Below are 20,689 nucleotides of genomic sequence, written 5' to 3' on the forward strand. Positions count from 1 at the left end.
GCCGTATCCTGGCCGCAGCAAGTAGTGGAAGAAACCGCTCCAGCAACTCGGTTGCGTTGCTGCGGAATGCTTTTTCGGGAAGGCCGGCTGCGCCGCCGAACAGGATGTAAAGCGACAAAGGACGCCCCACCGCGGGGCGTCCCTGTCATCAGAATTTCCAGCGTACGAAGGCCTCAATGGCTTCATACTCGGACAGCCCGAGCTGGTCGTAGAGCTGGGCGGTGGTGCGGTTGCGCTCCTCGGCCCGCTGCCAGAACTCGCGCTGATCGGCACCCGGAAACAGCGGCCGGTCTTTCTGGCTCTGGTGCTTGAAGATGGCGCGGCGCTTGCGCGTCAGCTCTTCGGGCGAAAGCGGGACGGCCATTTCAATTTCTGCTACGTCCCACTCCTGCCAGGCCCCGCGGTAGAGCCACACCCAGCAGTCCTGCAGCCAGGGCGTGCCGGCCGCTTTCAGTCGCCGCACCGCCTCGAAGATGGCCGCCAGGCATACGCGGTGCGTGCCGTGCGGGTCGCTCAGGTCGCCGGCGGCGTAGATCTGGTGCGGCTGTATCTGGTTGAGCAGGTTGATGGTGAGCTGAATATCTTCCTCGCCCAGGGGCTTCTTGCGCACGCGGCCCGTTTCGTAGAAGGGCAAATCCTGGAAGTGGGCGCGCTCGTCGGGGTCGAGGCCGGCGTAGCGCAGGGCACTTTTGGCCTCGCCGCGCCGGATCAGGCCCTTGATCTGCTGCACCTCGTCGGAATCGACCTGGCCGGGCTGCTTGCCTTTGAGCGTTTCGGACACGCGGCGGTAGATATTGTCGCCGGGCTGCCCGCCGGCCACGCTGAAGGCCTCATCATACTCCGCCACAAAGTCGGCGAAGCGAATGGCCTCGTCATCGAACACGGCAATGTTGCCCGAGGTCTGGTAGGCTACGTGCACCTCGTGGCCCTGATCGACGAGGCGCAGCAGCGTGCCGCCCATTGATATGACGTCGTCGTCGGGGTGGGGCGAGAAGATGAGCACGCGCTTGGTGAAGGGCACGGCCCGCTCGGGGCGGTGGGTATCGTCGGCGTTGGGCTTGCCGCCGGGCCAGCCCGTGATGGTGTGCTGCAGCTGGTTGAACACCTTGATGTTGATATCGTAGGCGGCGCCCGACTCGGCCAGCAGCCCCGACAGGCCGTGCTCGTTGTACTCCTCAGCCGTGAGCTTGAGGATGGGCTTTTGCAGGGTGCGGGCCAGCCAGGTTACGGCCTTGCGCACGTGGGCATCGTTGTCCCAGCGCAGGTCGGTGCCCACCAGCCAGGGCGTTTTCACCCGGGTCAGCTCGGCGGCGGCGGCCTCATCCAGAATGACGTGGACGTTGGCGTGCTTCTGCAGGTAGGTGGCCGGCACCGAGTCGGTCATGTCGCCTTCTACCATGCGCTTCACCACGGCAGCCTTGCCCTCGCCCCAGGCCAGCAGCATCACCTCCCGGGCCTCCAGAATGGTGCCTACGCCCATCGTAATAGCGCGGCGCGGCACGTTTTCCTCGCCGTAGAAGTCGGAAGCCGCGTCGGTGCGCGTGATGTGGTCGAGGGTGATGAGGCGGGTGCGCGAGGCCGCGCCGGAGCCGGGCTCATTGAAGCCGATGTGGCCCGTGCGCCCGATGCCCAGCAGCTGCAGATCAATGCCGCCGGCTTCGCGGATCTGCTCCTCGTAGCGGCGGCAGAACTCGCCCACCTGCTCCGGGGCCACGGTGCCGTCGGGGATGTGCACGTTTTCGGGCCGAATGTCGATGTGGTCGAACAGGTACTCATGCATGAAGCGCACGTAGCTCTGCAGCGAGTCGGGCGCCATGGGGAAGTACTCGTCGAGGTTGAAGGTGATGACCTTCTGGAAGCTGAGTCCTTCCTGCTGGTGCAGGCGCACCAGCTCCTCATACAGCCGCGTGGGCGTGGAACCGGTAGCCAGGCCCAGCACGCAGGGCTGGCCCGCAGCGTTGCGCCGCCGGATCAGGGCGGCAATTTCCCCGGCCGCAGCAATAGAAGCCTGCTCCGAGTCGGAGTAGATGGTGGTGGGGATACGCTCGGCGTGGAGGGCGTCAGCAGCAGTCATGCTTAGGGGAAAGAATGGGTGAAACGTGTCTTGACAGAAAAATCGGGGCAGTACAATTCCAGCGCGCCGGCCAGCCGGCCGGGCAAAAGCAAGTGGGCCCGGGCCGGGCCGGCAAAAAAAGCTGGGTTTCGCTGCTAAAGACGCCTACGGATGGGCTACCCCTTAACAATCCGGAGAAAATTTCCTGAAAAAAAAGCGGCAGCCCGCCACCAGCCGAGAATCATCCGGCGGAGCCTGCTCCCGCTTAAGTTCAACTAGCTGCATGCACTACCACTCCCCCACTTCCCCCTGGTCCGCTCTGCGCGGCGGCCTTATCGTGTCCTGCCAGGCCGAGGGCGACTCGCCCTTCAACACCCCCGCCGGCGTGGCCCTGTTTGCCCGCGCCGCCGTGCAGGGCGGGGCTGCGGGCATCCGTTCCGAGGGTATCGAGAAAACCCGCCGCATCCTGGCGGAAGTCAGCGTGCCGGTCATCGGGCTGCTGAAGTCGTCGTTTGCCGATGGCACGGTGTGCATCACGGGCACGCTGGCGGGGGTGCGGGCCCTGGCCGAAATGGGCTGCGCCGTAGTGGCCATCGACGGCACTTTGCGGGAGCGGGAAGGCCTCAGCGGCCCCGACTTCATCCGCCAAGTAAAGGCCGAAATGGGCTGCCTGGTCATGGCCGACATTGCCACCGTGGCCGAGGGCGACGCCTGCGCAGCCGCCGGCGCCGACTGCCTCTCCACCACCCTCAGCGGCTACACGCCCGAAACCGCACACCTGAAAGCCGCAGGCCCCGACCTGGCACTGGTGCGCGACCTGGTGGCCCGCGTCGGCATCCCGGTTTTCGCCGAAGGCCGCCTGAACACGCCCGCCGACGCAGCGGCGGCGCGGCAGGCCGGCGCCTGGGCCGTGGTGGCCGGCTCGGCCATCACGCGGCCCACGCTCATCACCGAATGGTACGTGCAGGCACTGCAGACCGGGCCGCCGGCTTAGGGGAACGGGCCGCAATCCGGGTCTATCCGGCTACCGCTCCTCTCCTGCCTCTTTCCCATTTCCTTCCTGCTCCGGATGCCGACTCTTCAACTGCTGGCCCTGGTGGGCATTTTTGCCCTGATGGCGCTGCTCATGTTTCTGCGCAAGCTACCGGCGCTGCTGGCCCTGCCGCTCATGGCCGTGCTGGTGGCGCTGGTGGGCGGCATCCGGGTGCCCGACGTGCTGGAGCACGTCATTGGGGCCGGGGCCGTGAAGCTGCACGGGGCCTACACGGTGGCCATCTTCGGGAGCATGCTCAGCGTGATGCTGCAAAAAACGCGGGTGGTGGAAAGCTTCGTGAAGAAGGGCGCCGAGCTGTCGGGCGACAACCCCTGGCTTATTGCCGTGAGCATGCTGGCCATTATTGCGCTGCTGTTTACTACTGTTACGGGGCTGGGGGCCATTATCATGGTGGCCACCATCGTGCTGCCCATCCTGTCGTCGGTAGGCATCGGCGGGCTGACGACGGTGGGCATCTTCCTGTTCGGGCTCAGCATCGGGGGCACGCTCAACGCTACCAACTGGGCCGTGTACGTGAGCGTGATGGGCCTGCAGCTGGAGCAGGTGCGGCCGTTTGCGCTGCTCATGTTTGGGGTGAGCACCACGGCGGCGCTGATTTACATCACCGCTCAGCTCTACCGCGACGGGCAGGAGCTGAACCTGCGCCGCATCATCACGGGCAGTCTGCTGACGCTGGCCGTGGTGGCGGGGCTTATCGGCGGCTACCACTACGGCCTGACGCCGGACGCCCAGCAGCAGCTGGGCACAGTGGCCGGGCAGGCAGGCACGGGCCTGAAATGGGCTACGGCGGCCGCACTTGCGGCGCTGGCGCTGCTGGTAACAGGGCGGGCGGCACTCAGTGGCAGAACCAACAATGCCCATGACGTGCATTGGTCGGCTTACTTCTCGCCCCTGATTCCGCTGCTGCTGATTCTGCTGTTCGAAGTGAATTTCATTGCCGCCTTCATCCTGGGGCTGCTGTACGCCTTTGTCAGCACCTACCGCCGCGGCAGCCTCAACCTGCTGATTCAGGCCGCGCTGGAAGGCGGGGCGGTGGTGATGCCGGCCGTGGTGCTCATGTTCGGCATCGGCATGCTGCTGGTGGCCATCATGGGGCCGGGCACGCCGCTGCCTGCCTACCCCGGCGGCTGGCCGGTGCTGGGGCTGTTGCAGCCGCTGCTGCAGTTTATTCAACCCCACCACGGGTGGTCGTACGTGCTGATTTTCACGCTGGCGGCGCCGCTGGCGCTCTACCGCGGCCCGCTGAACGTGTGGGGCATGGGCTACGGCCTGGCCGCCGTGTTCCTGGCGTCGGGCTTCAACCCGCTGGCTATTATGGGCCTGCTAATGGCCGTAGGCCCCATTCAGAGCATCAGCGACCCGACCAACACCCAGAATGTGTGGCTGGCCAATGAAATGCGCGTGGACGTGCAAAAAGTCCTCTGGAACACGCTGCCCTACACCTGGGTGCTGGCCCTGGCCGGCCTGCTGCTGGCCGCCGTGCTGTTTATGTAAGCTGCAAGCCGCAAGCCTGCGCGCTGTCCAATAGTGCCGGCCGCCACGCTGCTGTTGGCGGGCCGCTTGGTACCCTTCTCTCTATCTCACCTCATCCCGCTCCCCGTGCGCTTTTCTCACCTGCAACACGCTACCGCCCTACGGCCCCACCCGGCCGCGCTGCCGCCCGCCGCGGCCCGGCCCGCTGTGCAGGCCCGCTGGCAGCTTTCCCCGGAGGGCTACTTCGACGTCACTTTCCGGGTGACGCTGCCGGCTGGCGCAGCCTGGAACACCAATCCCGACTTCTCCCGCACCGATTACCGCGCCAACTGGGGCTTGTGGGAACACGACGTGGTAGAGCTGTTCCTGCAGCCGCGCCCCCACCCCGACGCCACCGCCGCGCCCTACCTGGAGGTGCAAGTGTCGCCGCTGGGGCAGCCGTTTGCCCTGCTGATTGAGGAGCCGGCCCGCCACTTCGCCCCGCCCCCGGCGCTGGCCTACCTCAAGGAAATCGTGCTGGAGCCGGCCGTGTGGCAAACCCGGCTGCGCGTGCAGGTGCCCGACTATGCCCCCGGCGCACCTTTGTTTGGCAACCTCACGGCCTGCCTGGGGCCGGCAGGCGCCCGCACCTACTGGGGCCTGCAGCTGAGCGCCGGCCCGGAGCCGGACTTCCACCGCCCCGTTGATTTTGGGCAGCTAATCTGAAGCTTTTTCGATGCTAACTACTCCCCGCGCGCCCCGCTTGCTGCTGCTCGGCGACTCCATCACGGCCGGCTTCGATACGGCCCGCCTGCTGCCGGAGCTGGCCATCCGGAACGAGGGCGTTTCCGGCGACAGCACGGTGGAGCTGCTGGAACGGCTGCGGCCGGAGTGGCTGCCGACGCCGACGCTACAGGCCGTATTCGTCTGCATCGGCACCAACGACCTGGCCCGCGCCCGCACCGACGAGTTCATTCTGCAGCAAATCATCCGCATCGTGGCGGCTGTGCGCCAGGCCGCCGCGCCGGGCCTTCCGATCTACCTGACCTCCTTATTTCCGACCCGCGACAATGCACCCCGCCCCAACGCGCGCATCGTCGGCTTCAATCAGCAGCTGGCGCAGCTGTCCCGGCAGCTTGGTGCGCCGTTCCTGAACCTGCACCCGCACTTTACCGACGAAACCGGCCAGCTGCGCGCCGACTTCACCGACGATGGCCTGCACCTGCTGGAAGCCGCTTACGCACGGTGGGCTTTGCTGCTGCGGGAGGTTGTGCAGGAGCAGGGACTGGCTTCCGGCAGCTAATCAGAAAAGAGTTCTTTTGTGTTTGGTTAAGTGCAAAAAAGCCCTCCGCAGTGCGGAGGGCTTTTTTAAATTCCCACATGAATTCCCACATGTATGCTTGAATACCCTCTCCTTATAGCGTCACTTCAATCACTAATTCTGCAGCGGCATAACTCGCCGGATCAATAAAATTGCCGGCCACCAGCTGGCCGTTCACGCGCATCTCACGCACACCCTGGTTGCGGCCGTGGGGATTGTGCACGGTCAGCTTGAGGCGCTTGCCGCGGAACACCCGCTCGGCCGTGAACGAAGGCCAGGCGGCCGGAATGTGCGGGTCGATGCTGATGCCCTCCAGCGAGGTGCGGAAACCCAGGATGTAGTCGAGGCCGATGCGCAGCATCCAGACGGCGGTGCCCGTGAGCCAGGAGTGGCTGGCCTGGCCCTCGGTTTCGTGGTCGGGACTGGTCACGTACTCGGCAAACACGTAGGGCTCCACCTCGTAGCGGTCGATGCGGGCCGACGAGTTGGGCGGCAGCATGCGGCGGTACACCTCCACGCCGCGCTCCACGTCGCCGTTGAGCAGGGAGGCCAGCACAAACCACGACGACGCGTGGTTGAAGATGGCGCCGTTCTCCTTCTTGCCCGGTACGCAGCGGCTGATCAGCCCCATGGTTTCATCGACTTCCGTAAACGACGGCCAGCAGATCTGAATGCCGTTGGGGCGACCCATCAGCTCGTAGGTGGAGTTGAGGGCCGAGTTGCCGCGCTCCTCGGGGGCCAGGCCCGAAATAACCGACCAGGTCTGGGAGTTGATAAAGATCTTGCCCTCTTTGTGCGCGTTTGAGCCCACCGGGTCGCCGTTATCCTTGAAGGCGCGGATGTACCATTCGCCGTCCCAGGCCACGGAGTTGGTGACTTCGCCCAGCTTATCGTAAGCCGTCTGCCAGCGCTGACGGGTGGCGGTGTCGCCGCGCTTTTCCAGCAGCGGAAAGCACTTGCGCAGGCCATAGGCCAGGAAAAAGGCTCCCCACACGGTTTCGCCCTTGCCCAGGGGGCCAATCTGGTCGAGCGTGTCGTTCCAGTCGCCGTTCATCATCTTGGGCAGGCCCCGCTCGGTGGTGGCCGAGAGGCAGAAGTCCAATGACCGCACGATGTGGTCGTAGACTGTGGCTGGCTCGCCGCCGTCGTAGAACGGCACCAGCTCGTCGAGGAGGCTGTAGTCGGCGGTTTCGTTGAGGTACTCCACCACCCCGAAGCTCAGCCAGAGCGGCGTGTCGGAGTGGTTGGTTTTCTCGCCGTTGTTGGTGAATTTAAAGAAGTTGTGCAGCGTCGAGCCATCCTGCAGCTGGAAGCGCAGGGCGTTCAGCAGGCGGGCTCGCACCCGCTCGGGGTGGGTGATGACCATGCCCAGAATGTCCTGAAACTGGTCGCGGATGCCATTGCCGAACAGCAGCCCGCCGTGGTAGTAGCCCGAGTTGCGGGCCATGTCGAAGGTCACGGCGGCCTGGTAGGGATTCCACACGTTGAGCATGGTATTCAGGGCCGCATCCGGCGTCTGGGCCCGGATGTGGCCCAGGTAGTCGTCCCAGTAGGCGCGCACGGCGGCCAGCTTCTTATCCAGTACGGCCGTATCGCGCAGCTCCTCCCAGCGGAAAGCTGCGTGCTGGCGCACGTCTTCGTCCTTTTTCACCACGGCCATCACGGCGGCAAAGTCCACCGACTCGCCCGCCTGCAGCGTGAGCTTGCTTTGCAGGGCCGCCACCGGGTCGCCGGCGGTGATTTCGGTGTTGTGCATCCGGCCGGTTTCCACGCATTCGGGGTTGGCTTCGGAGCGCCAGCGGCCGATAAACTTGTCGAGGCTGCCGTCGAAGCCCGTCACGGGCAAACTCAGGGTGAAGTACAGGTGGTAGTCCCAGCCGATGTTGGGCTGGGCCACCGATACTTTCTTGTTGAGCACCCAGTAGCGGCGGGTGCACTCCAGCGCCTGCAGATCTTCCTGAAAGTGAATGTCGGTGAAGTGCTTGTCGTTGGGCTGGTTGATGATGTCGTTCAGCGCGTTGCCCATCATCAGCTCGGTGAAGGCGTACACCTCCAGCTGCCGGGCGCGCCCGCTCAGGTCGGTGAGCTTCACGCGCCACACCTCGGCATTCACGTCGGTGGGCACGAAGTAGGTCAGCTCGCCGCGCACGCCGTTTATTTCGGTGACGATGGTGGTGTAGCCCTGGCCGTGGCGGCACTCGTACCGGTCGTACTTCAGCTCGATGGTCGGGGCCCAGCTCAACGACCAATACTGGCCGGTTTCAGCGTCCTTGACCATGATGTAGCGACCGGGCCGGTCCCAGGGCAGGCAGTTGTAGCGCATGCGCGTGAGCCGGTTGTCGCGCGGCGACTCCAGGAAGCTGAAGCCCCCGCCGGTGTGCGAAATCAGGCCAGCGTACTGCTCGTTCCACATGTAGTTGAACCACGGCCGGGGCGTGCGCGGGTCGGTGATGATGTACTCGCGGGAGTCGGCGGAGAAGTGGCCGTAGGCCGGGCCGGGCGGCGTAGCGGCCGGCGCAGTGGTTGGAGCAGCGCTGGGCGCAGACAGGTCATTCATGGCAGAAAGTAAGCTTGAGAGGAGGCAAAAACAGGGGTATCAGGCTGGCCGGAGCAGCTCCTGCCCGGCAGCCAGCAGCGCCGCCACTTCGGCCCCCGACTGCCCTTCGGCGTAGAGGCGCATCAGCGGCTCGGTTTCGGAAGCGCGCAGCAGCAGCCAGCGCGTAGTGCCGTGCAGCCGCAACTTCAGCCCGTTTACGACCCCGCGGCTGCTGTAGAAAGCGGCCGAGTCGGCGACGGGCCAGCCGGCCAGCTGCGCGGGCGGCGTGGCGTGCAGCGCGGGCAGCCTGGTGAGGCGGTCAGGGTGGTGGTACTCCTGGTCGATGCGGTCGTAATGGATGCGGCCGAACCGCTCGCGCCCGGCCTGCACCAGCTTCCCGAGGGTGCGGTAGCCCGAAAGAGCCAGCATTTCCAGCACCAGCAGGCCCGAGAGCAGGCCGTCGCGCTCCGGCAGGTGGCCCTTCAGGCCGTAGCCGCCGCTTTCCTCGGCCCCGAAGGCCACGTCGTGCGCCAGCATGGCCTCGCAGATGTACTTGAAGCCCACCTGCACGTCGTGCACGCGGCGCGTGGGCGTGGCCAGGGCCAGCAGCTTGTCGGTCACGGAGGAAGTCTTCACCAGGTCGCCGCCGAGGCCCTTGCCGTGCACCACGAAATCGGCCAGCAGCAGGATGGTTTCCTGGGCGCTGAGCCACTCGCCGGTTTCGAGCAGCACGCCCAAGCGGTCGGCGTCGCCGTCGGTGGCCAGGCCCAGGACGTAGCGGCCGGGCGCGGCGGCCAGGGCGTCGCGCAGGGGCGTCAGGTTTTTCTCGATGGGCTCGGCCGCTCGCCCACCAAAGTCGGCCCGGGCCTCGCCGGCCAGCGTGTCGGCGGGGCAGCCGTGGGCGCGCAGCAGTTGCTCCAGCAGGCACTGTCCGGCCCCGTGCATGGAGTCGATGAGCACCGGCAGCTGCGCCCGCCGGATGGCGGCCAAATCTACCAGCGTGGCCAGGTGGGTCAGGTAGGGCGCGTTGAAGTCCAGCACCTGCACGTTGGTGCGGCTCTGGCGGCGGGGCGAGTGGTCGAGCAGCTGCTCGATGCGGTGGGTTTCTTCGGTCAGGAAAGGCCCGCCGTAGCTGGCCTTGAACTTGATGCCGTTGTACGCGGCCGGGTTGTGCGAAGCCGTCACCATTACGCCCACCTGCAGGCCCTGGCTGCGCACGGCGTAGGCCAGCGCGGGCGTGGTCACGATGCTATCGGCCAGGCACACTTCAATCCCGTTGCCGGACAGAATCTCCGCCAGCAGCTGCGCAAACTCTGCCGACTGCCGGCGCCCATCGTAGCCCACGGCCGCCGTGCGCTGCCCCGGACTCACGCGCAGATAATCGGCCAGGGCCGTGGCCACGCGGGCCACGTTAGCGGCGGTCATGTCCACATCCAGCAGGCCGCGCCAGCCGTCGGTACCGAAAGCAATGGGGACAAAGGGAGTAGTAACTGAGGTTTCAGCGCTCATTTTTTCTCTGCGGCAATCACCACTACCTCGTCGGTGGGCAGCAGCTTGTGTAGTTCGATATCCACCAGGGCCATAATCTGCGACTCCTGTATCAGGCCCGTCAAATCCACCACGCGGCTATCGGTGAGCAGGAAGATGTCGGGCACCAGCGCCCCGGCGTCGCCGAAGCTGGTGAGCTGCTCGACCAGGCCGCGAATGGTGTTTTTCACGCCACTACTCGCGCCGGTAGCCACCAGGCAATCGGAGAGCTGCAGCCGGATGGTGCCTTCCTGATCGATGACGCGCAAAGGCTGGCGCTGCTGGCGCACCAGGCCCAGCCAGGCGCGGTGCTCGTGCCGGTGCGCCACGGCCCACAGCGAGCGGGTGCGCCCGGCCACCGTCAGGGCCGCTGCCGCGCAGCGCAGCGACTGGGCGCAGCGGGCCAGCAGCGCTGCTTCGGGCAGCGGTTCGAGGGCGTCTTCGCGGGCCCGCAGCTCGCTGGCGCCCAAGGCCGTGGCAATTACCTTCTTGTTTTTGCTGTCGATTTCGATGGTTACTTCCACCGTGTCGGGCTCGGCGCCCATGCTTACCACCGAGGCCACGGCCTGCTGGCGCAGCGCAATCAGGTCGGCTTCGGTGGGGTTGAGAATGTTGCGCTCCACCGAGTCGCGGATCATGGCCAGCGCCGCCCCAATGGCCGAAATCACCTCCCCGTTGTGGGTAATGGTATGCTCCACGCCCAGCGCCTGCGCCGCAAACGGTACGATGGCCGAAGCCCCGCCGCCCCCGCCCACGAACTGAATCAGGGTCGGGTCGAGCTTGTACTCGCGGCTGAGCTGGCGGATAACGGGCCGGATCTTTTCGGCAGTGAGCGTCAGCAGCTCGGTGGCCAGCTCGCGGGGTGGGCGCTGCAGCACGGCGCCCAGCGCCGCGAAACCGCTTTCCACGGCCGCCTGGTTGGCCTGGCCGTGGCCCAGCTCCTTAACCAGGCCCAGCAGATTGGCGGCGCAGGTAGGCGTGAGCGTATACTCGGCGCGGGCATCCTGGGGGCGCCGCAGGGCCAGGTAATCGGTGGGGTCGCCGGGCAAGGGCTGCACGGCGGTGGTCTGCAGGCCGGTGAAGTCGGGCTCGTCGGCGAAGGCCACGTAGTGCAGGTGGGCAATGTGGGCGCTGCGCGGGCCCACGTCCACAAACTTGCTGCCCTGCAGGCGCGGCACCGAGCCCCCGGCCACGCCCAGCGTACGCACATCCAGGGTGTTCAGGTAGAGCCGATTGCCACCGATTTGAGCCGTCTTGATTTGGGCCTTGCCATTCTTGATGACCGAAATGTCGGTGCTCGTGCCGCCCACTTCCAGAAAGATACCGTCGGAGATGCGCGCGTACATCAGGGCCGCCGCTACGCCCGCCGCCGGTCCCGAGAGCATCGTCAGAATGGGGCGCTTGCGCATCTCGTTGATGTCCATAATGCCGCCGTCGGAGCGCATAATCATCAGGGGCACCGTAATACCGGCCTTTCGGATGCTGGCCTCGGTCATGTTGGCCGTTTCCAGCATCTTGGGCATCATGCTAGCATTGATGACGGCCGTGCGGGTGCGCACCCGCAGGCCATAAAGCTGCGAAATGCTGCTGGCGGCCGTACCCAGCAGCCCCATTTCGGCGGCCACGCGCACCACGGTTTCCTCGTTGACCGGGTTATCAACCCCGAAGGCTTCGGAGGCCACAATTACATGGGCCCCTTCGGCCACCAGCGCCTCGATGGCCGTGCGGGCCTGGGCTTCCGTTACGGGCTGGCGCGTGTCGAGGAAGCGGAAGCGGGTGGGCAGCAGCTTGCCGGGCGCCAGCTGCACCTCGCGCAGGTTGGTTTCGCCGCGGGCGCGGCGCCCTTCCAGCCCGTTGCCCATCCCGATGATGCCCACCGTGGCTACGTCGCCTTCCAGCAGCGCGTTGGTAGCCTGGGTGGTGGAGTGCGCAATGAGGATGACTTCGGCCGGATCAATCTGCGCTGTTTGCAGCAGTACCTGCATCGACTCTACCACACCACGGGCCACGCCCTCGGCGGCGCTGTGGGTAGTCGGTACACAGGCTTTGCCCACTACCAGCAGGCCATTTACGTCCAGCGCCACGGCGTGCGTGAACGTGCCGCCGACATCAATCCCGATTTTGATTTTGCGCATAGGGCCTTACCCGAGGCCGCAGGCTGTACCGAGCTGGGGCCGGACCTCTGCTGCCTTAGACCCAGTTTTCACCTACTGCCCTTAAACAGCCCCCAGGACAACCGTGAAAAACTTCCCGCTGGCGCGGGTCAGGGAGGTAGCACGTTGCTGTGATTTGCTCTGCCGGGCAGCAGACAGGCCAAGACGAGCTGGTGCATGCCTTCCAGGGCGGTGGTGAGTCGCTCGTACTCCCGGGCCAGGCGCCGGCACCGGCGCTATACACCCGGCAGAAGTCGTTGCACTAGCGGCGCAAGTCCCTCTGCGGGAGGATTGCGCGCCTCAAGCGGCGAGGGTTGGGATGGGGTGCGGTGTCGTCGGGGCCTACTTCCGCGCCGGGTCCCAGCCGGCCCCGCCGGCAAAAATGGCTTTAAGCGTGTACTGCCTGGCCTCCTTGGCCGTGAGCTGCCGGGCCCACTTCACGCGCTCCTTGGCGTGGGCGCCGGGGCCGGTGGAGTTGTACTCGGCGTAGTACACCGTCTTTTCGTTGTCGGGGTTGCGCCAGTTGTCCCAGCCGGCGGGCGTGATGTGCGCGCCCAGCTCGCAGTTGATGAAGACGGTTTTGGCATTCGGGCGCCAGGGCCGACCCAGGTAAACCTTGTTGACGTCGGGGCCGGCGGCCGTGAGCTTGCAGTTGAGCAGCACGTAGCCGTACTGCTGGTGCTCGGTCGTGGAGGCGGCCGTGACGTAGGAGTTGCGCTTGCTGCGCAGCTCGCAGCCCTCGAATACCACCGTGGCGGTGCCAAACAGAAAGTCGGTGGTGCCTTCGATGTAGCAGTTCTGGTAGTATTGCCGGCTGTTTTCGACGGCCATAAACAGCGTGTCCTGGTTGCCCAGCATGCGGCAGTTGCGGAACGTGGCCCGGTCGCCTTCCACGTGCAGGGCCACAGCCTGCCCCACCGGCCCGGCCGAGTTTTCGAAGGTGATGTTCTCGGCCGTGAAGTCGTTGGCCTGCACCAGCACCGTGTGGGAGGTGTAGGTCGTGTGCTTGGCCACGTCGCCGGAATAGTCGCCGAAGGTGATGACGACGCCCTCCTTACTCTCGCCCAATAGCGTGACGTGGGTTTTGTGCGAGGGCACCACCAGCTTCTCGCGGTAGGTGCCGTTCTTAATGAAGATGGTCACCGTGACCTGCGACAAGTCGCGGGAGGCATTCACCGCTTCCTGAATGGTGCGGTAGTCGCCGGAGCCATCAGCCGCTACGGTCATGCGCGTGACCTGCGGCGGCGCGGGCGCGGGGGCCGGCTTGGCGGCGGGCGGGGGCGCGGGCGCGGTGGGCGGCGTCTGGGCGTGCACGTGGGCCGCACCTAGTATTAGGCTAGCCGTGAGCAGAAGTCGGGAAAGCAGCATCGAAGCGTAGTCAAAACAGATGGAAAGGCGGCTTGTCTCCTTATTCCTTGCTTTCAGAAAAAAGGAGACAACTCAAGCGAAACAATTTTTACTGTCTCCTTTATTTTTGTTTCGGCAAGTAAGGAGACAAGTTGCGCGAGGCAAGTTCAGTTGTCTCTATACTTGCTCGTTGCAGAAAAAAGGAGACAAGCCGTGCCGCCTAGTGGCGCGCGCAACGCGGGGCGCGGGGCACGATACTCAGTCCTTGGTCGGGTCCCAGTTGCGGAACACCTTCTCGCGGGTGTAGGCTTTGGCCTGCTCGTCGGTGAGCTGGTGGCTCCAGGGCACGCGCTGCTTGGGCTGGGCGCCTTTGCCCTGGTTCTGAAACTCGGCGTAAGTGGCGGTTTGCTTGTTGGTTTCCTTGCCCCAATGGTCCCAGCCGGCGGCGCCGATTTGTTCGCCCAACGCGCACCGGATGAAGACCGTTTTGGCGTAGGGCCGCCAGGGCCGGCCCAGCAGGAAGCTGCCCGCCGGGGCGTCGCCGATGATCTTGCAGTGCTGGAACACGTAGCCGTAGCGGGTGCTGTCGGGGGTGGAAGCGGCCGTGACGTAGCCCCCACCCTTTTTGCAAAAGATGGTGCAATCCTCGAAAAAGGCGGTGCTGGAGCCGAAGATGAAGTCCACGGTGCCCTCGATGTAGCAGCCCTGGTAGTACTGCCGCGAGCCGTAGCCGTAGGTGTAGAGCGTGTCCTGGAAGCCCAGGAAGCGGCAGTTCCGGAAGCGGGCTTTGTCGCCGGCCACCCACACGGCCACGGCCTGCCCCACCGGGCCCGAGGAGTTCTGGAAGGTGATGTTCTCGGCCGAGAAGTCGGCGCCGTAGACGTAGATGCTGGCCGAGCCCGAGGTGCCCTTGTCTTCGCCGAAGATGTTCTTCTTCTGGTTATAGTCGTCGTAGGTCAGGATGGTTTGCGCCCGGTCTTCGCCGATGATTCTGACCAGGTTCTTGGAGCCGGCCAGGATGAGCTTTTCCTTGTAGACGCCCTTCTTGATGAAGATGGTGGTGATTTTCTTGCGGAAGTCGGGCACGGCGTTGAAGGCTTCCTGCACGGTGCGGTACTGGCCCGAGCCGTCCTGGGCCACCACGAAGTCATAGGCGAAGGCGCGGCCCGTGAGCAGGCTGCTCAGCAGGCAGAGTAGCGTTAGGAATTTTCTCATGGCGTGGTGGGTTGCGCATCCTTGCCGTTGGCCACGGACGGCACGGCGTTTTTGGCCGTGGGCTTGGCAATTCGCTCCGACAAGAGCGGCAGCTTCTGGGCTATTACCTGGCTGACCACGAGCTGGGCCATCTTGCGGGCGCCCAACTCGCTGAAGTGGGTGTTGTCGTTACGGCCGGCGGGGTAGTTGGGATGGTCGCCGGGCTCGAGCTGCAGAAACAGCTGCTTCGACTGGTCGGCGCCGTACTTCTGCAGCAGCTCCCGGCTCATCCGGTCGAGGTCAATCAGGGGCACTTTCAGTTCCCGGGCCACGTCCATCGTGGCGGCGGAGTAGGCTACGTGGGTTTCCATGATCTTGCCCTCCTTATCGAATTTGCGGCGCGTAACGGGCGTAATCAGCACCGGGTAGGCCTTCTTGCCGCGCGTTTCCTGCACAAACTTGACGAGGTTCCGGCGGTAGTCGGCCGGGGCCACGTACCGGTCGGGCTTGTCCTGGGCTTCGTCGTTGTGGCCAAACTGGATGAAGACGTAGTCACCTTCCTGCAAAGCATCGACGATGGGCTGCCAGCGGTTTTCGGCCAGAAAGGTGCGGGTGCTGCGCCCGTTCTGCGCCCGGTTGTCCACCACCACCGTCGAGTCGAAGAACGTGGGCAGCGGCATGCCCCAGCCGGTTTCGGGGAAGGTCTGCCGGATCTTCTGGGCAATGGTGGAGTCGCCGACGAGGTAGAGCCTGATCTTCTTCGGCGGGGCGCCGGTGAAGGCCAGCAAGAGCAGCACCAGCAGCAGGTAGGAGCGCGTTGCACGCGCCCGGTCGTTGTTCAGCATAGTAGCCGTTGTTATTTATGGATTATAGAAGAGTCGGAGAAGCAGCGTTTGGGCAACTGGCGCGGCTCCGACGGGCGCGTGCAACGCGCCCCTACCGGGCCTGGGCGTCGACGGTCTTCTTGACTTCGCGCTTCACAATCCGGTCGGCCAGCTCCAGCTGGAGGGTGCGGATGTCGGCCAGCACGAGCTGGGCCATCTTGCGGGCGCCTAGCTCGCTGAAGTGAGTGTTGTCGTCGCGGCCGGCGGGGTAGTTGGGGTGCTCGTTCGGGGCCAGGTGGTTGAAGAGCAGCTTGGAGGCTTCGGGGCCGAACTGCTGGAGCAAAGCCAGGCTTTCGGCGTCCAGGTCAATCAGGGCCACTTTCTGCTCCTGGGCCACGCTGCGCACGAGGCCGGCGTACACGGCGTGGGTTTCCTCCACTTTGCCGGCCGCGTCGAACTTGCGGCGGGCGACGGGCGTGAGCAGCACGGGCGTGGCTTTCCGGGCCCGGGTTTCGGTGACGAAGCGCACGAGGTTGGCCCGGAAGTCGGCCTCGGGCGTGTAGTTGGCCTTGGTGGGCACCTCGTCGTTGTGGCCGAACTGGATGAAGACGTAGTCGCCGGGCCGCAGGGCGGCGGCCACGGGCTGCCAGCGGCTTTCGGCCAAAAACGACTTGGTGCTGCGCCCGTTCATGGCCCGGTTGTCGACGGTGACGGTTTCGTCGAAAAAGTACCGGAAGGGCATGCCCCAGCCGGTTTCGGGAAAGGCCTTTTCTTCCTTGTTGGCCATCGTGGAGTCGCCGATGAGGTAGACCTTGATGGCCGCGGGTGGGGCGCCGGTAAAGGCCAGCAGCGCGAGCAAGCAAACGGCTGCCACGGTGGTAAAAAGACGATGGGCCATACGGGTAGGCGAAGGGTAGAACGGAGTTTGCCACGCTTCCCGCCCGAGGTTGCCGGCCGCTTAAGCCCGCTGGTCCCGGCAACGCGGTACGCGTAGCAGCAAGTAAGGCCTATTTGCGGCCGGAAAGGCCGTTAAAGAGGAGAATAGTTGCGCAAACGTTGCCGGGAACGATGCCGAATGAGGGCATCAGAACGTCATGTCGAGCCTTGCGAGACATCTCGCGTGCTGATGTTGCCACGGTAATCATATACCATTGCACGCGAGATGTCTCACTCTGTTCGACATGACGTTCTATATTATTACCACAAACGCTACAAAAAAGGCGGCTACACCGTGGTGCAGCCGCCTTTCTCGTATCAATAAGAAGCTTCTCTCCTACTGGGAGCTTACCAGTAAATGGTGTACAGCGCCGTTAGAATCACGGCAATGACCATGGCACCGATGGTGAAGCTGCGCTGGGGCTTGAACATGCTGGCGTCGACTTCCAGGCCGTTGGTTTTGGTGCCGCGGCTGGTTTCGAGCAGGCTGATGATGACCATCACGATGACGCAGATGACGAACACGAAGCCCATCCGGTCGAGGAAGGGAATTTCGTAGACGCCGGCCTCACTTTTCACCGCGAAGCCCAGCGGGGCCAGGAACGACAGATCTACCAGGCCGGGCAGGAACTTGAACATGATGGAAAGCAAAAAGCCGCCGATGGTGGCAAACAGGGCCGCGTTGGAAGTCGTTTTCTTCCAGAAGAAGCCCAGGATGAACATGGCGAAGATGCCCGGCGACACGAAGCCGGTGTACTCCTGAATGTACTGGAAGCCGCCCTTCTTGTCGATGCCCAGGTGGGGCGCAATGAGCACGCCCAGAATCATGGCCACGACCACGGCAATCTTGCCTACCACTACGAGCTTCTTCTCCGAAGCTTCCGTGTTCAGCACTTTCTTGTAGATGTCGAGGGTGAAGATGGTGGCAATGGAGTTGGCCTTGCCGGCCAGGGAGGCCACCACGGCGGCCGTGAGAGCGGCAAACGACAGGCCTTTCAGACCCGTGGGCAGAATGTTGAGCAGTACCGGGTAGGCGCGGTCGGGGTTCAGATCAGCGCCTGACCCAAACTCGGCGGCCCCGAACACGTCCTGCTTGTAGAGCACGTAGGCGGCAATGCCGGGCAGCACCACAATGACGGGCATGAGCAGCTTTAGAAAGGCCGCAAACAAGATACCCGAGCGGGCCGTGGGCAAATCAGCACCGAGGGCGCGCTGGGTGATGTACTGGTTGCAGCCCCAGTAGTTCAGGTTCACAATCCACATGCCGCCGAGCAGCACCGTGAGGCCCGGCAGATCGATGAAGTTGGGGTTGTCCTGTTGGAAAATCATCTGGAAGTGGTCGGCGGCCTGGTCCTGCATCAGCTTGAAGCCGCTGATAACGCCCGATTGGCCGTAGTGGTCGGCCACCATGTCGAGAGCCAGGTAGGTGGTAGCCAGGCCGCCCAGAATCAGGAAGAACACCTGGATTACGTCGGTGAAGCCGATAACCTTCATGCCGCCCAGCGTAATAATGACAGCAAATATGGCCAGAGCGTAGAGGCAGAACGTGAGGTTGAGGCCGGCAATGCTGCTGATGGCAATGGCCCCGAGGTAGAGAATCGAGGTCAGGTTGACTACCACGTAGAGCATCAGCCAGAAAATGGCCATAATCATAGCCACCGTGCCGTTGTAGCGCTGGTTCAGAAACTGCGGCATCGTGAAGATGTGGTTCTTCAGATACACCGGAATAAAGAACACGGCCACGATAATCAGCGTCAGGGCCGCCATCCATTCGTAGGTCGCAATGGCCAGGCCCATCTTGAAGCCCGAGCCCGACATACCCACGAACTGCTCGGCCGAAATGTTGGAGGCAATGAGCGAGGAGCCGATGGCCCACCAGGTCAGGGAGCCTTCGGCCAGGAAGTAATCTTTGGAGTCGCCCTCGATGGTACCGTCGTGGCCGGTCTTGCGGCGGTAAATCCAGATGCCGTACCCTGACACAATCAGGAAGTAGACAAAGAAGACAATGTAATCTAGAGTGGCGAGTTGGTTCATTTAAAAACGGTGAAAGAGTAGAAAGTACCGGCAGAAAGCAGCGCTGCCGCAGCAGTACCGCCGCAAAGGCTGGCTAAAGCTAAGTTTATGCGTTCTGAGTTGCACGCTTGTAATCCTAAATAAAGCGTTTAATCCCGGCTTTAACCCTCCTGTACTGTCACGTAAACTACCGCAACCGTTTGCATAGACCCCGCTTTTCCGGCCGGCCCCACCAGCCGCGAACCGCTGCGGCAGCGTCCTCAGGGAGTCGGCAGGACTGAGAGGCGCGCCGGCCCCAGCGCGGCGGCCAGCTCGGGCAGGTCGTAGGAGCGCAGCACGCCCGGCACCACGAGCGAGTAGCCGTCCTTGGCCGTGGGCTGCTCCAGCTGCTGCTGAAACGACTTGGGCCCCGCTCCCACCCACACGTTGGCAATAACTGGGGCCAACACGGCTGCGTGCAAGGCCACGGGCACGGCCCGGCCGGTGGCGTACAGCGCCACGGGTGCCGCGCGCAGCCGCGGCTCCTGCCCGATGAAGCCCAGCGCCATGAATACGTCGACGACCCGCTGGCCCAGCAGCGGCTGGCCCACGTGCAGGGCCAGCAGGGCGTTGCGGTACTCGCGGTTGTAATACTTCTTGTCGTTGAGCGGCTCGGGGTCCGTCGTCTCGCCCAGGCCGCGCAGGTCGGGGAGCAGCACGGCGTAGTTCTGGCGTAAGTACCCGGTGAGCAGCGCGGTGCTGTCGGCCAGGGTGCGCTTGCCCCGCTCGGGCAGCCACAGCACTACCTTCGTCACGGGCGCGTCGCCGGCGGGCAAGGCCAGCAGGGCGGGCAGCGGCACCTGGCCGGCGCGCCGGATGATGAGCTTGCGCAGCGGCACCTGGTCTTTGTTAAGTACGGTTTCCTTCCACTCCACCGCCACGGGCGCGTCGAGCGGGGCGGGCAGGCGCAGCTGGCGGCGGATAAGCGCCGGCAGATCTTTCGCCCCGCCGCTCTTGTTGCGCTGCCGGCTTAGCTCCCGGGCCCGCTCCAGGTTGCGCTGCGGAATAGTCAACTCGTCGTTGAAGGCCGTCGTCACCTGCCCGGTGCGGGTGCACCACAGCTGCTCGGGCTGCAGCGTGGCCAGGTTGCCTTCCCGCACGGGCTGGTTGTCGTCGTAGAGCCAGCGCCGAAACCACTGCACGGCCGCCTCGCGCTTGGGCTGGGAGATGCCGTGGCCGTCGTCGTAGGTAAACAGGCTGACGCGGCCCGCCGGCCCGAAGCCCTGGTACACCTGCCGCACCTGCGCGTAGGCATCCTGCACTAGGCCGTAATCCACGAAATCGAAGCGCCCGGCCAGCAGCTGCATGGGCCGGGGCGCAAACATAATGGGCCAGTCGGCCACGTCGAGGCCCACCCGGCCGGCGTCGGGAATTTGCACGCAGCCGTCGGCGGGGCCGGTCAGCTCCAGCACCCGCTCCCCGCTGGCCACGTAGCTGCAGAGCGCGGCCACCTGCACCCGGTCGTCGTAGCCGATGAAGTAGGCCGTTTGGGTGGCCCCGCCCGAGTTGCCCAGCGCCCCGATGCGGGCGGCATCCACTTCGGGACGGGTCAGCAGGTAGTCGAGGCCGCGCACGTTGTCCCAGAGCTCATCGGCCACGCTGCTGGTGCCCACCAGCGCCGATTCGGCGTTGAGCAGGGTGTGCTCGGTGGTGCCGCCCCGGGTCAGGGGCTTGCCCGTGCCGTCGGTCAGCTGGTACCGCTCCCCCTGCGAAATAGGGTCGATAACGAACACCACAAACCCATTTTTGGCGAACAGGATGGCCGTTTTCTGGTACGACTCGGTGGCTTTCGACTCGGCCTCGTGCCCGCAAAACAGCAGCACGCCCGGCAGCCGGCCGTTGCGCTCCTTGGGCACGTAGAGGTTGGCCGTAACGTGGTGCCGGGGCGTGCTTTCGTACACCACTTTTTCGATGCGGTATCCGTCGCGGGCCAGCTGGCCCGTCACCCGCGCCTTCAGGGGCGTGCGGGCCGGCAAGGGCCCCAACACCCGGCGGTAGCGGGCCCGCACACTGTCGCGGTAGGCCCGCACCCCGGCTTCCGACTGCACCGCCCGGGCCAGCTCGGTGCGGCGGCCGGCGTACTGGTCGCGCATCTGTTGCACCAGGGCGGTGTTCAACGACACGTTGGCTTTCCAGTCGAGCACGTCGTAGGGTTTCTGGGCCCGGGCTCCGTAGGCACCCAGCACGCCCAGTACCAGTAGCAGCAGGTTTTTCATGTAAATCAGTAACAAGCACCACGG

The 20,689-nt window shown here is 64.8% G+C and carries 14 protein-coding genes; 4 read left to right on the forward strand and 10 right to left on the reverse strand.

The window, feature by feature from the left end; translation table 11 throughout:
• Positions 1 to 148 precede the first annotated feature (148 nt).
• Positions 149 to 2,074 carry a glucosamine-6-phosphate deaminase gene (nagB, locus tag E5K00_RS11690; protein WP_135463396.1) on the reverse strand — a complete coding sequence of 642 codons (1,926 nt, stop codon included), beginning with the start codon at positions 2,072 to 2,074 and terminating at the stop codon, positions 149 to 151.
• A gap of 262 nt (positions 2,075 to 2,336) precedes the next feature.
• Here nagB and E5K00_RS11695 point away from each other — a divergent pair, with 262 nt between their 5' ends.
• The 4 genes from E5K00_RS11695 (at position 2,337) to E5K00_RS11710 (ending at position 5,862) form a co-directional block, all read left to right on the forward strand.
• A complete protein-coding gene (locus E5K00_RS11695) occupies positions 2,337 to 3,047 on the forward strand; it encodes an N-acetylmannosamine-6-phosphate 2-epimerase (protein ID WP_135463397.1) in 711 nt (236 codons plus the stop codon).
• 75 nt (positions 3,048 to 3,122) lie between these two features.
• Positions 3,123 to 4,601, forward strand: a complete 1,479-nt coding sequence (locus E5K00_RS11700; RefSeq protein WP_135463398.1) for a citrate transporter — start codon at positions 3,123 to 3,125, stop codon at positions 4,599 to 4,601.
• 105 nt (positions 4,602 to 4,706) lie between these two features.
• Positions 4,707 to 5,285, forward strand: a complete 579-nt coding sequence (locus E5K00_RS11705) for a DOMON domain-containing protein (protein ID WP_135463399.1) — start codon at positions 4,707 to 4,709, stop codon at positions 5,283 to 5,285.
• A 10-nt stretch (positions 5,286 to 5,295) separates the two neighbouring features.
• Positions 5,296 to 5,862, forward strand: coding sequence for a GDSL-type esterase/lipase family protein (locus tag E5K00_RS11710; RefSeq protein WP_135463400.1), 567 nt, complete (start codon positions 5,296 to 5,298; stop codon positions 5,860 to 5,862).
• Positions 5,863 to 5,974: 112 nt separating this feature from the next.
• Here E5K00_RS11710 and E5K00_RS11715 read toward each other — a convergent pair whose 3' ends face one another.
• From E5K00_RS11715 to E5K00_RS11760, 9 genes are all read right to left on the reverse strand, one after another.
• Positions 5,975 to 8,437 (reverse strand): GH36-type glycosyl hydrolase domain-containing protein, encoded by a 2,463-nt coding sequence (locus E5K00_RS11715; protein WP_135463401.1) that lies wholly within the window; start codon positions 8,435 to 8,437, stop codon positions 5,975 to 5,977.
• Positions 8,438 to 8,476: 39 nt separating this feature from the next.
• Complete coding sequence (locus tag E5K00_RS11720; protein WP_135463402.1) at positions 8,477 to 9,925, reverse strand: phosphohexomutase domain-containing protein; 1,449 nt, start codon at positions 9,923 to 9,925, stop codon at positions 8,477 to 8,479.
• Positions 9,922 to 12,078, reverse strand: coding sequence for a hydantoinase/oxoprolinase family protein (locus tag E5K00_RS11725; RefSeq protein ID WP_135463403.1), 2,157 nt, complete (start codon positions 12,076 to 12,078; stop codon positions 9,922 to 9,924). Before E5K00_RS11725 ends, E5K00_RS11720 begins: the two co-directional genes overlap by 4 nt.
• 360 nt (positions 12,079 to 12,438) lie before the next feature.
• The gene (locus E5K00_RS11730; protein ID WP_245328262.1) at positions 12,439 to 13,464 is read right to left on the reverse strand and encodes a pectinesterase family protein; all 1,026 of its coding nucleotides are present in this window, start codon (positions 13,462 to 13,464) and stop codon (positions 12,439 to 12,441) included.
• A gap of 237 nt (positions 13,465 to 13,701) precedes the next feature.
• Complete coding sequence (locus E5K00_RS11740) at positions 13,702 to 14,658, reverse strand: pectinesterase family protein (protein WP_135463405.1); 957 nt, start codon at positions 14,656 to 14,658, stop codon at positions 13,702 to 13,704.
• Positions 14,655 to 15,482, reverse strand: a complete 828-nt coding sequence (locus E5K00_RS11745; RefSeq protein WP_135463406.1) for a rhamnogalacturonan acetylesterase — start codon at positions 15,480 to 15,482, stop codon at positions 14,655 to 14,657. Before E5K00_RS11745 ends, E5K00_RS11740 begins: the two co-directional genes overlap by 4 nt.
• A gap of 91 nt (positions 15,483 to 15,573) precedes the next feature.
• A complete protein-coding gene (locus E5K00_RS11750) occupies positions 15,574 to 16,359 on the reverse strand; it encodes a rhamnogalacturonan acetylesterase (protein ID WP_135463407.1) in 786 nt (261 codons plus the stop codon).
• A 386-nt stretch (positions 16,360 to 16,745) separates the two neighbouring features.
• On the reverse strand, positions 16,746 to 18,431 hold the full coding sequence (locus E5K00_RS11755; protein WP_135463408.1) for a sodium/sugar symporter: 1,686 nt from the start codon (positions 18,429 to 18,431) through the stop codon (positions 16,746 to 16,748).
• 239 nt (positions 18,432 to 18,670) lie between these two features.
• A complete protein-coding gene (locus E5K00_RS11760; RefSeq protein WP_135463409.1) occupies positions 18,671 to 20,665 on the reverse strand; it encodes an alpha/beta hydrolase family protein in 1,995 nt (664 codons plus the stop codon).
• Between the last annotated feature and the right edge of the window lie 24 nt (positions 20,666 to 20,689).

It is taken from the genome of Hymenobacter aquaticus (assembly GCF_004765605.1).
In the GTDB taxonomy this organism is placed as follows: Bacteria; Bacteroidota; Bacteroidia; order Cytophagales; family Hymenobacteraceae; genus Hymenobacter; species Hymenobacter aquaticus.

Excerpts from the sequence above, each read along its gene's own strand:
- E5K00_RS11760 (WP_135463409.1), bottom strand. The coding sequence starts at position 20,665 with ATGAAAAACCTGCTGCTACTGGTACTGGGCGTGCTGGGTGCCTACGGA.
- E5K00_RS11740 (WP_135463405.1), bottom strand. The coding sequence starts at position 14,658 with ATGAGAAAATTCCTAACGCTACTCTGCCTGCTGAGCAGCCTGCTCACG.
- E5K00_RS11720 (WP_135463402.1), bottom strand. The coding sequence starts at position 9,925 with ATGAGCGCTGAAACCTCAGTTACTACTCCCTTTGTCCCCATTGCTTTC.
- E5K00_RS11750 (WP_135463407.1), bottom strand. The coding sequence starts at position 16,359 with ATGGCCCATCGTCTTTTTACCACCGTGGCAGCCGTTTGCTTGCTCGCG.
- E5K00_RS11730 (WP_245328262.1), bottom strand. The coding sequence starts at position 13,464 with ATGCTGCTTTCCCGACTTCTGCTCACGGCTAGCCTAATACTAGGTGCG.
- E5K00_RS11725 (WP_135463403.1), bottom strand. The coding sequence starts at position 12,078 with ATGCGCAAAATCAAAATCGGGATTGATGTCGGCGGCACGTTCACGCAC.
- nagB (WP_135463396.1), bottom strand. The coding sequence starts at position 2,074 with ATGACTGCTGCTGACGCCCTCCACGCCGAGCGTATCCCCACCACCATC.
- E5K00_RS11745 (WP_135463406.1), bottom strand. The coding sequence starts at position 15,482 with ATGCTGAACAACGACCGGGCGCGTGCAACGCGCTCCTACCTGCTGCTG.
- E5K00_RS11695 (WP_135463397.1), top strand. The coding sequence starts at position 2,337 with ATGCACTACCACTCCCCCACTTCCCCCTGGTCCGCTCTGCGCGGCGGC.
- E5K00_RS11715 (WP_135463401.1), bottom strand. The coding sequence starts at position 8,437 with ATGAATGACCTGTCTGCGCCCAGCGCTGCTCCAACCACTGCGCCGGCC.
- E5K00_RS11755 (WP_135463408.1), bottom strand. The coding sequence starts at position 18,431 with ATGAACCAACTCGCCACTCTAGATTACATTGTCTTCTTTGTCTACTTC.
- E5K00_RS11710 (WP_135463400.1), top strand. The coding sequence starts at position 5,296 with ATGCTAACTACTCCCCGCGCGCCCCGCTTGCTGCTGCTCGGCGACTCC.
- E5K00_RS11700 (WP_135463398.1), top strand. The coding sequence starts at position 3,123 with ATGCCGACTCTTCAACTGCTGGCCCTGGTGGGCATTTTTGCCCTGATG.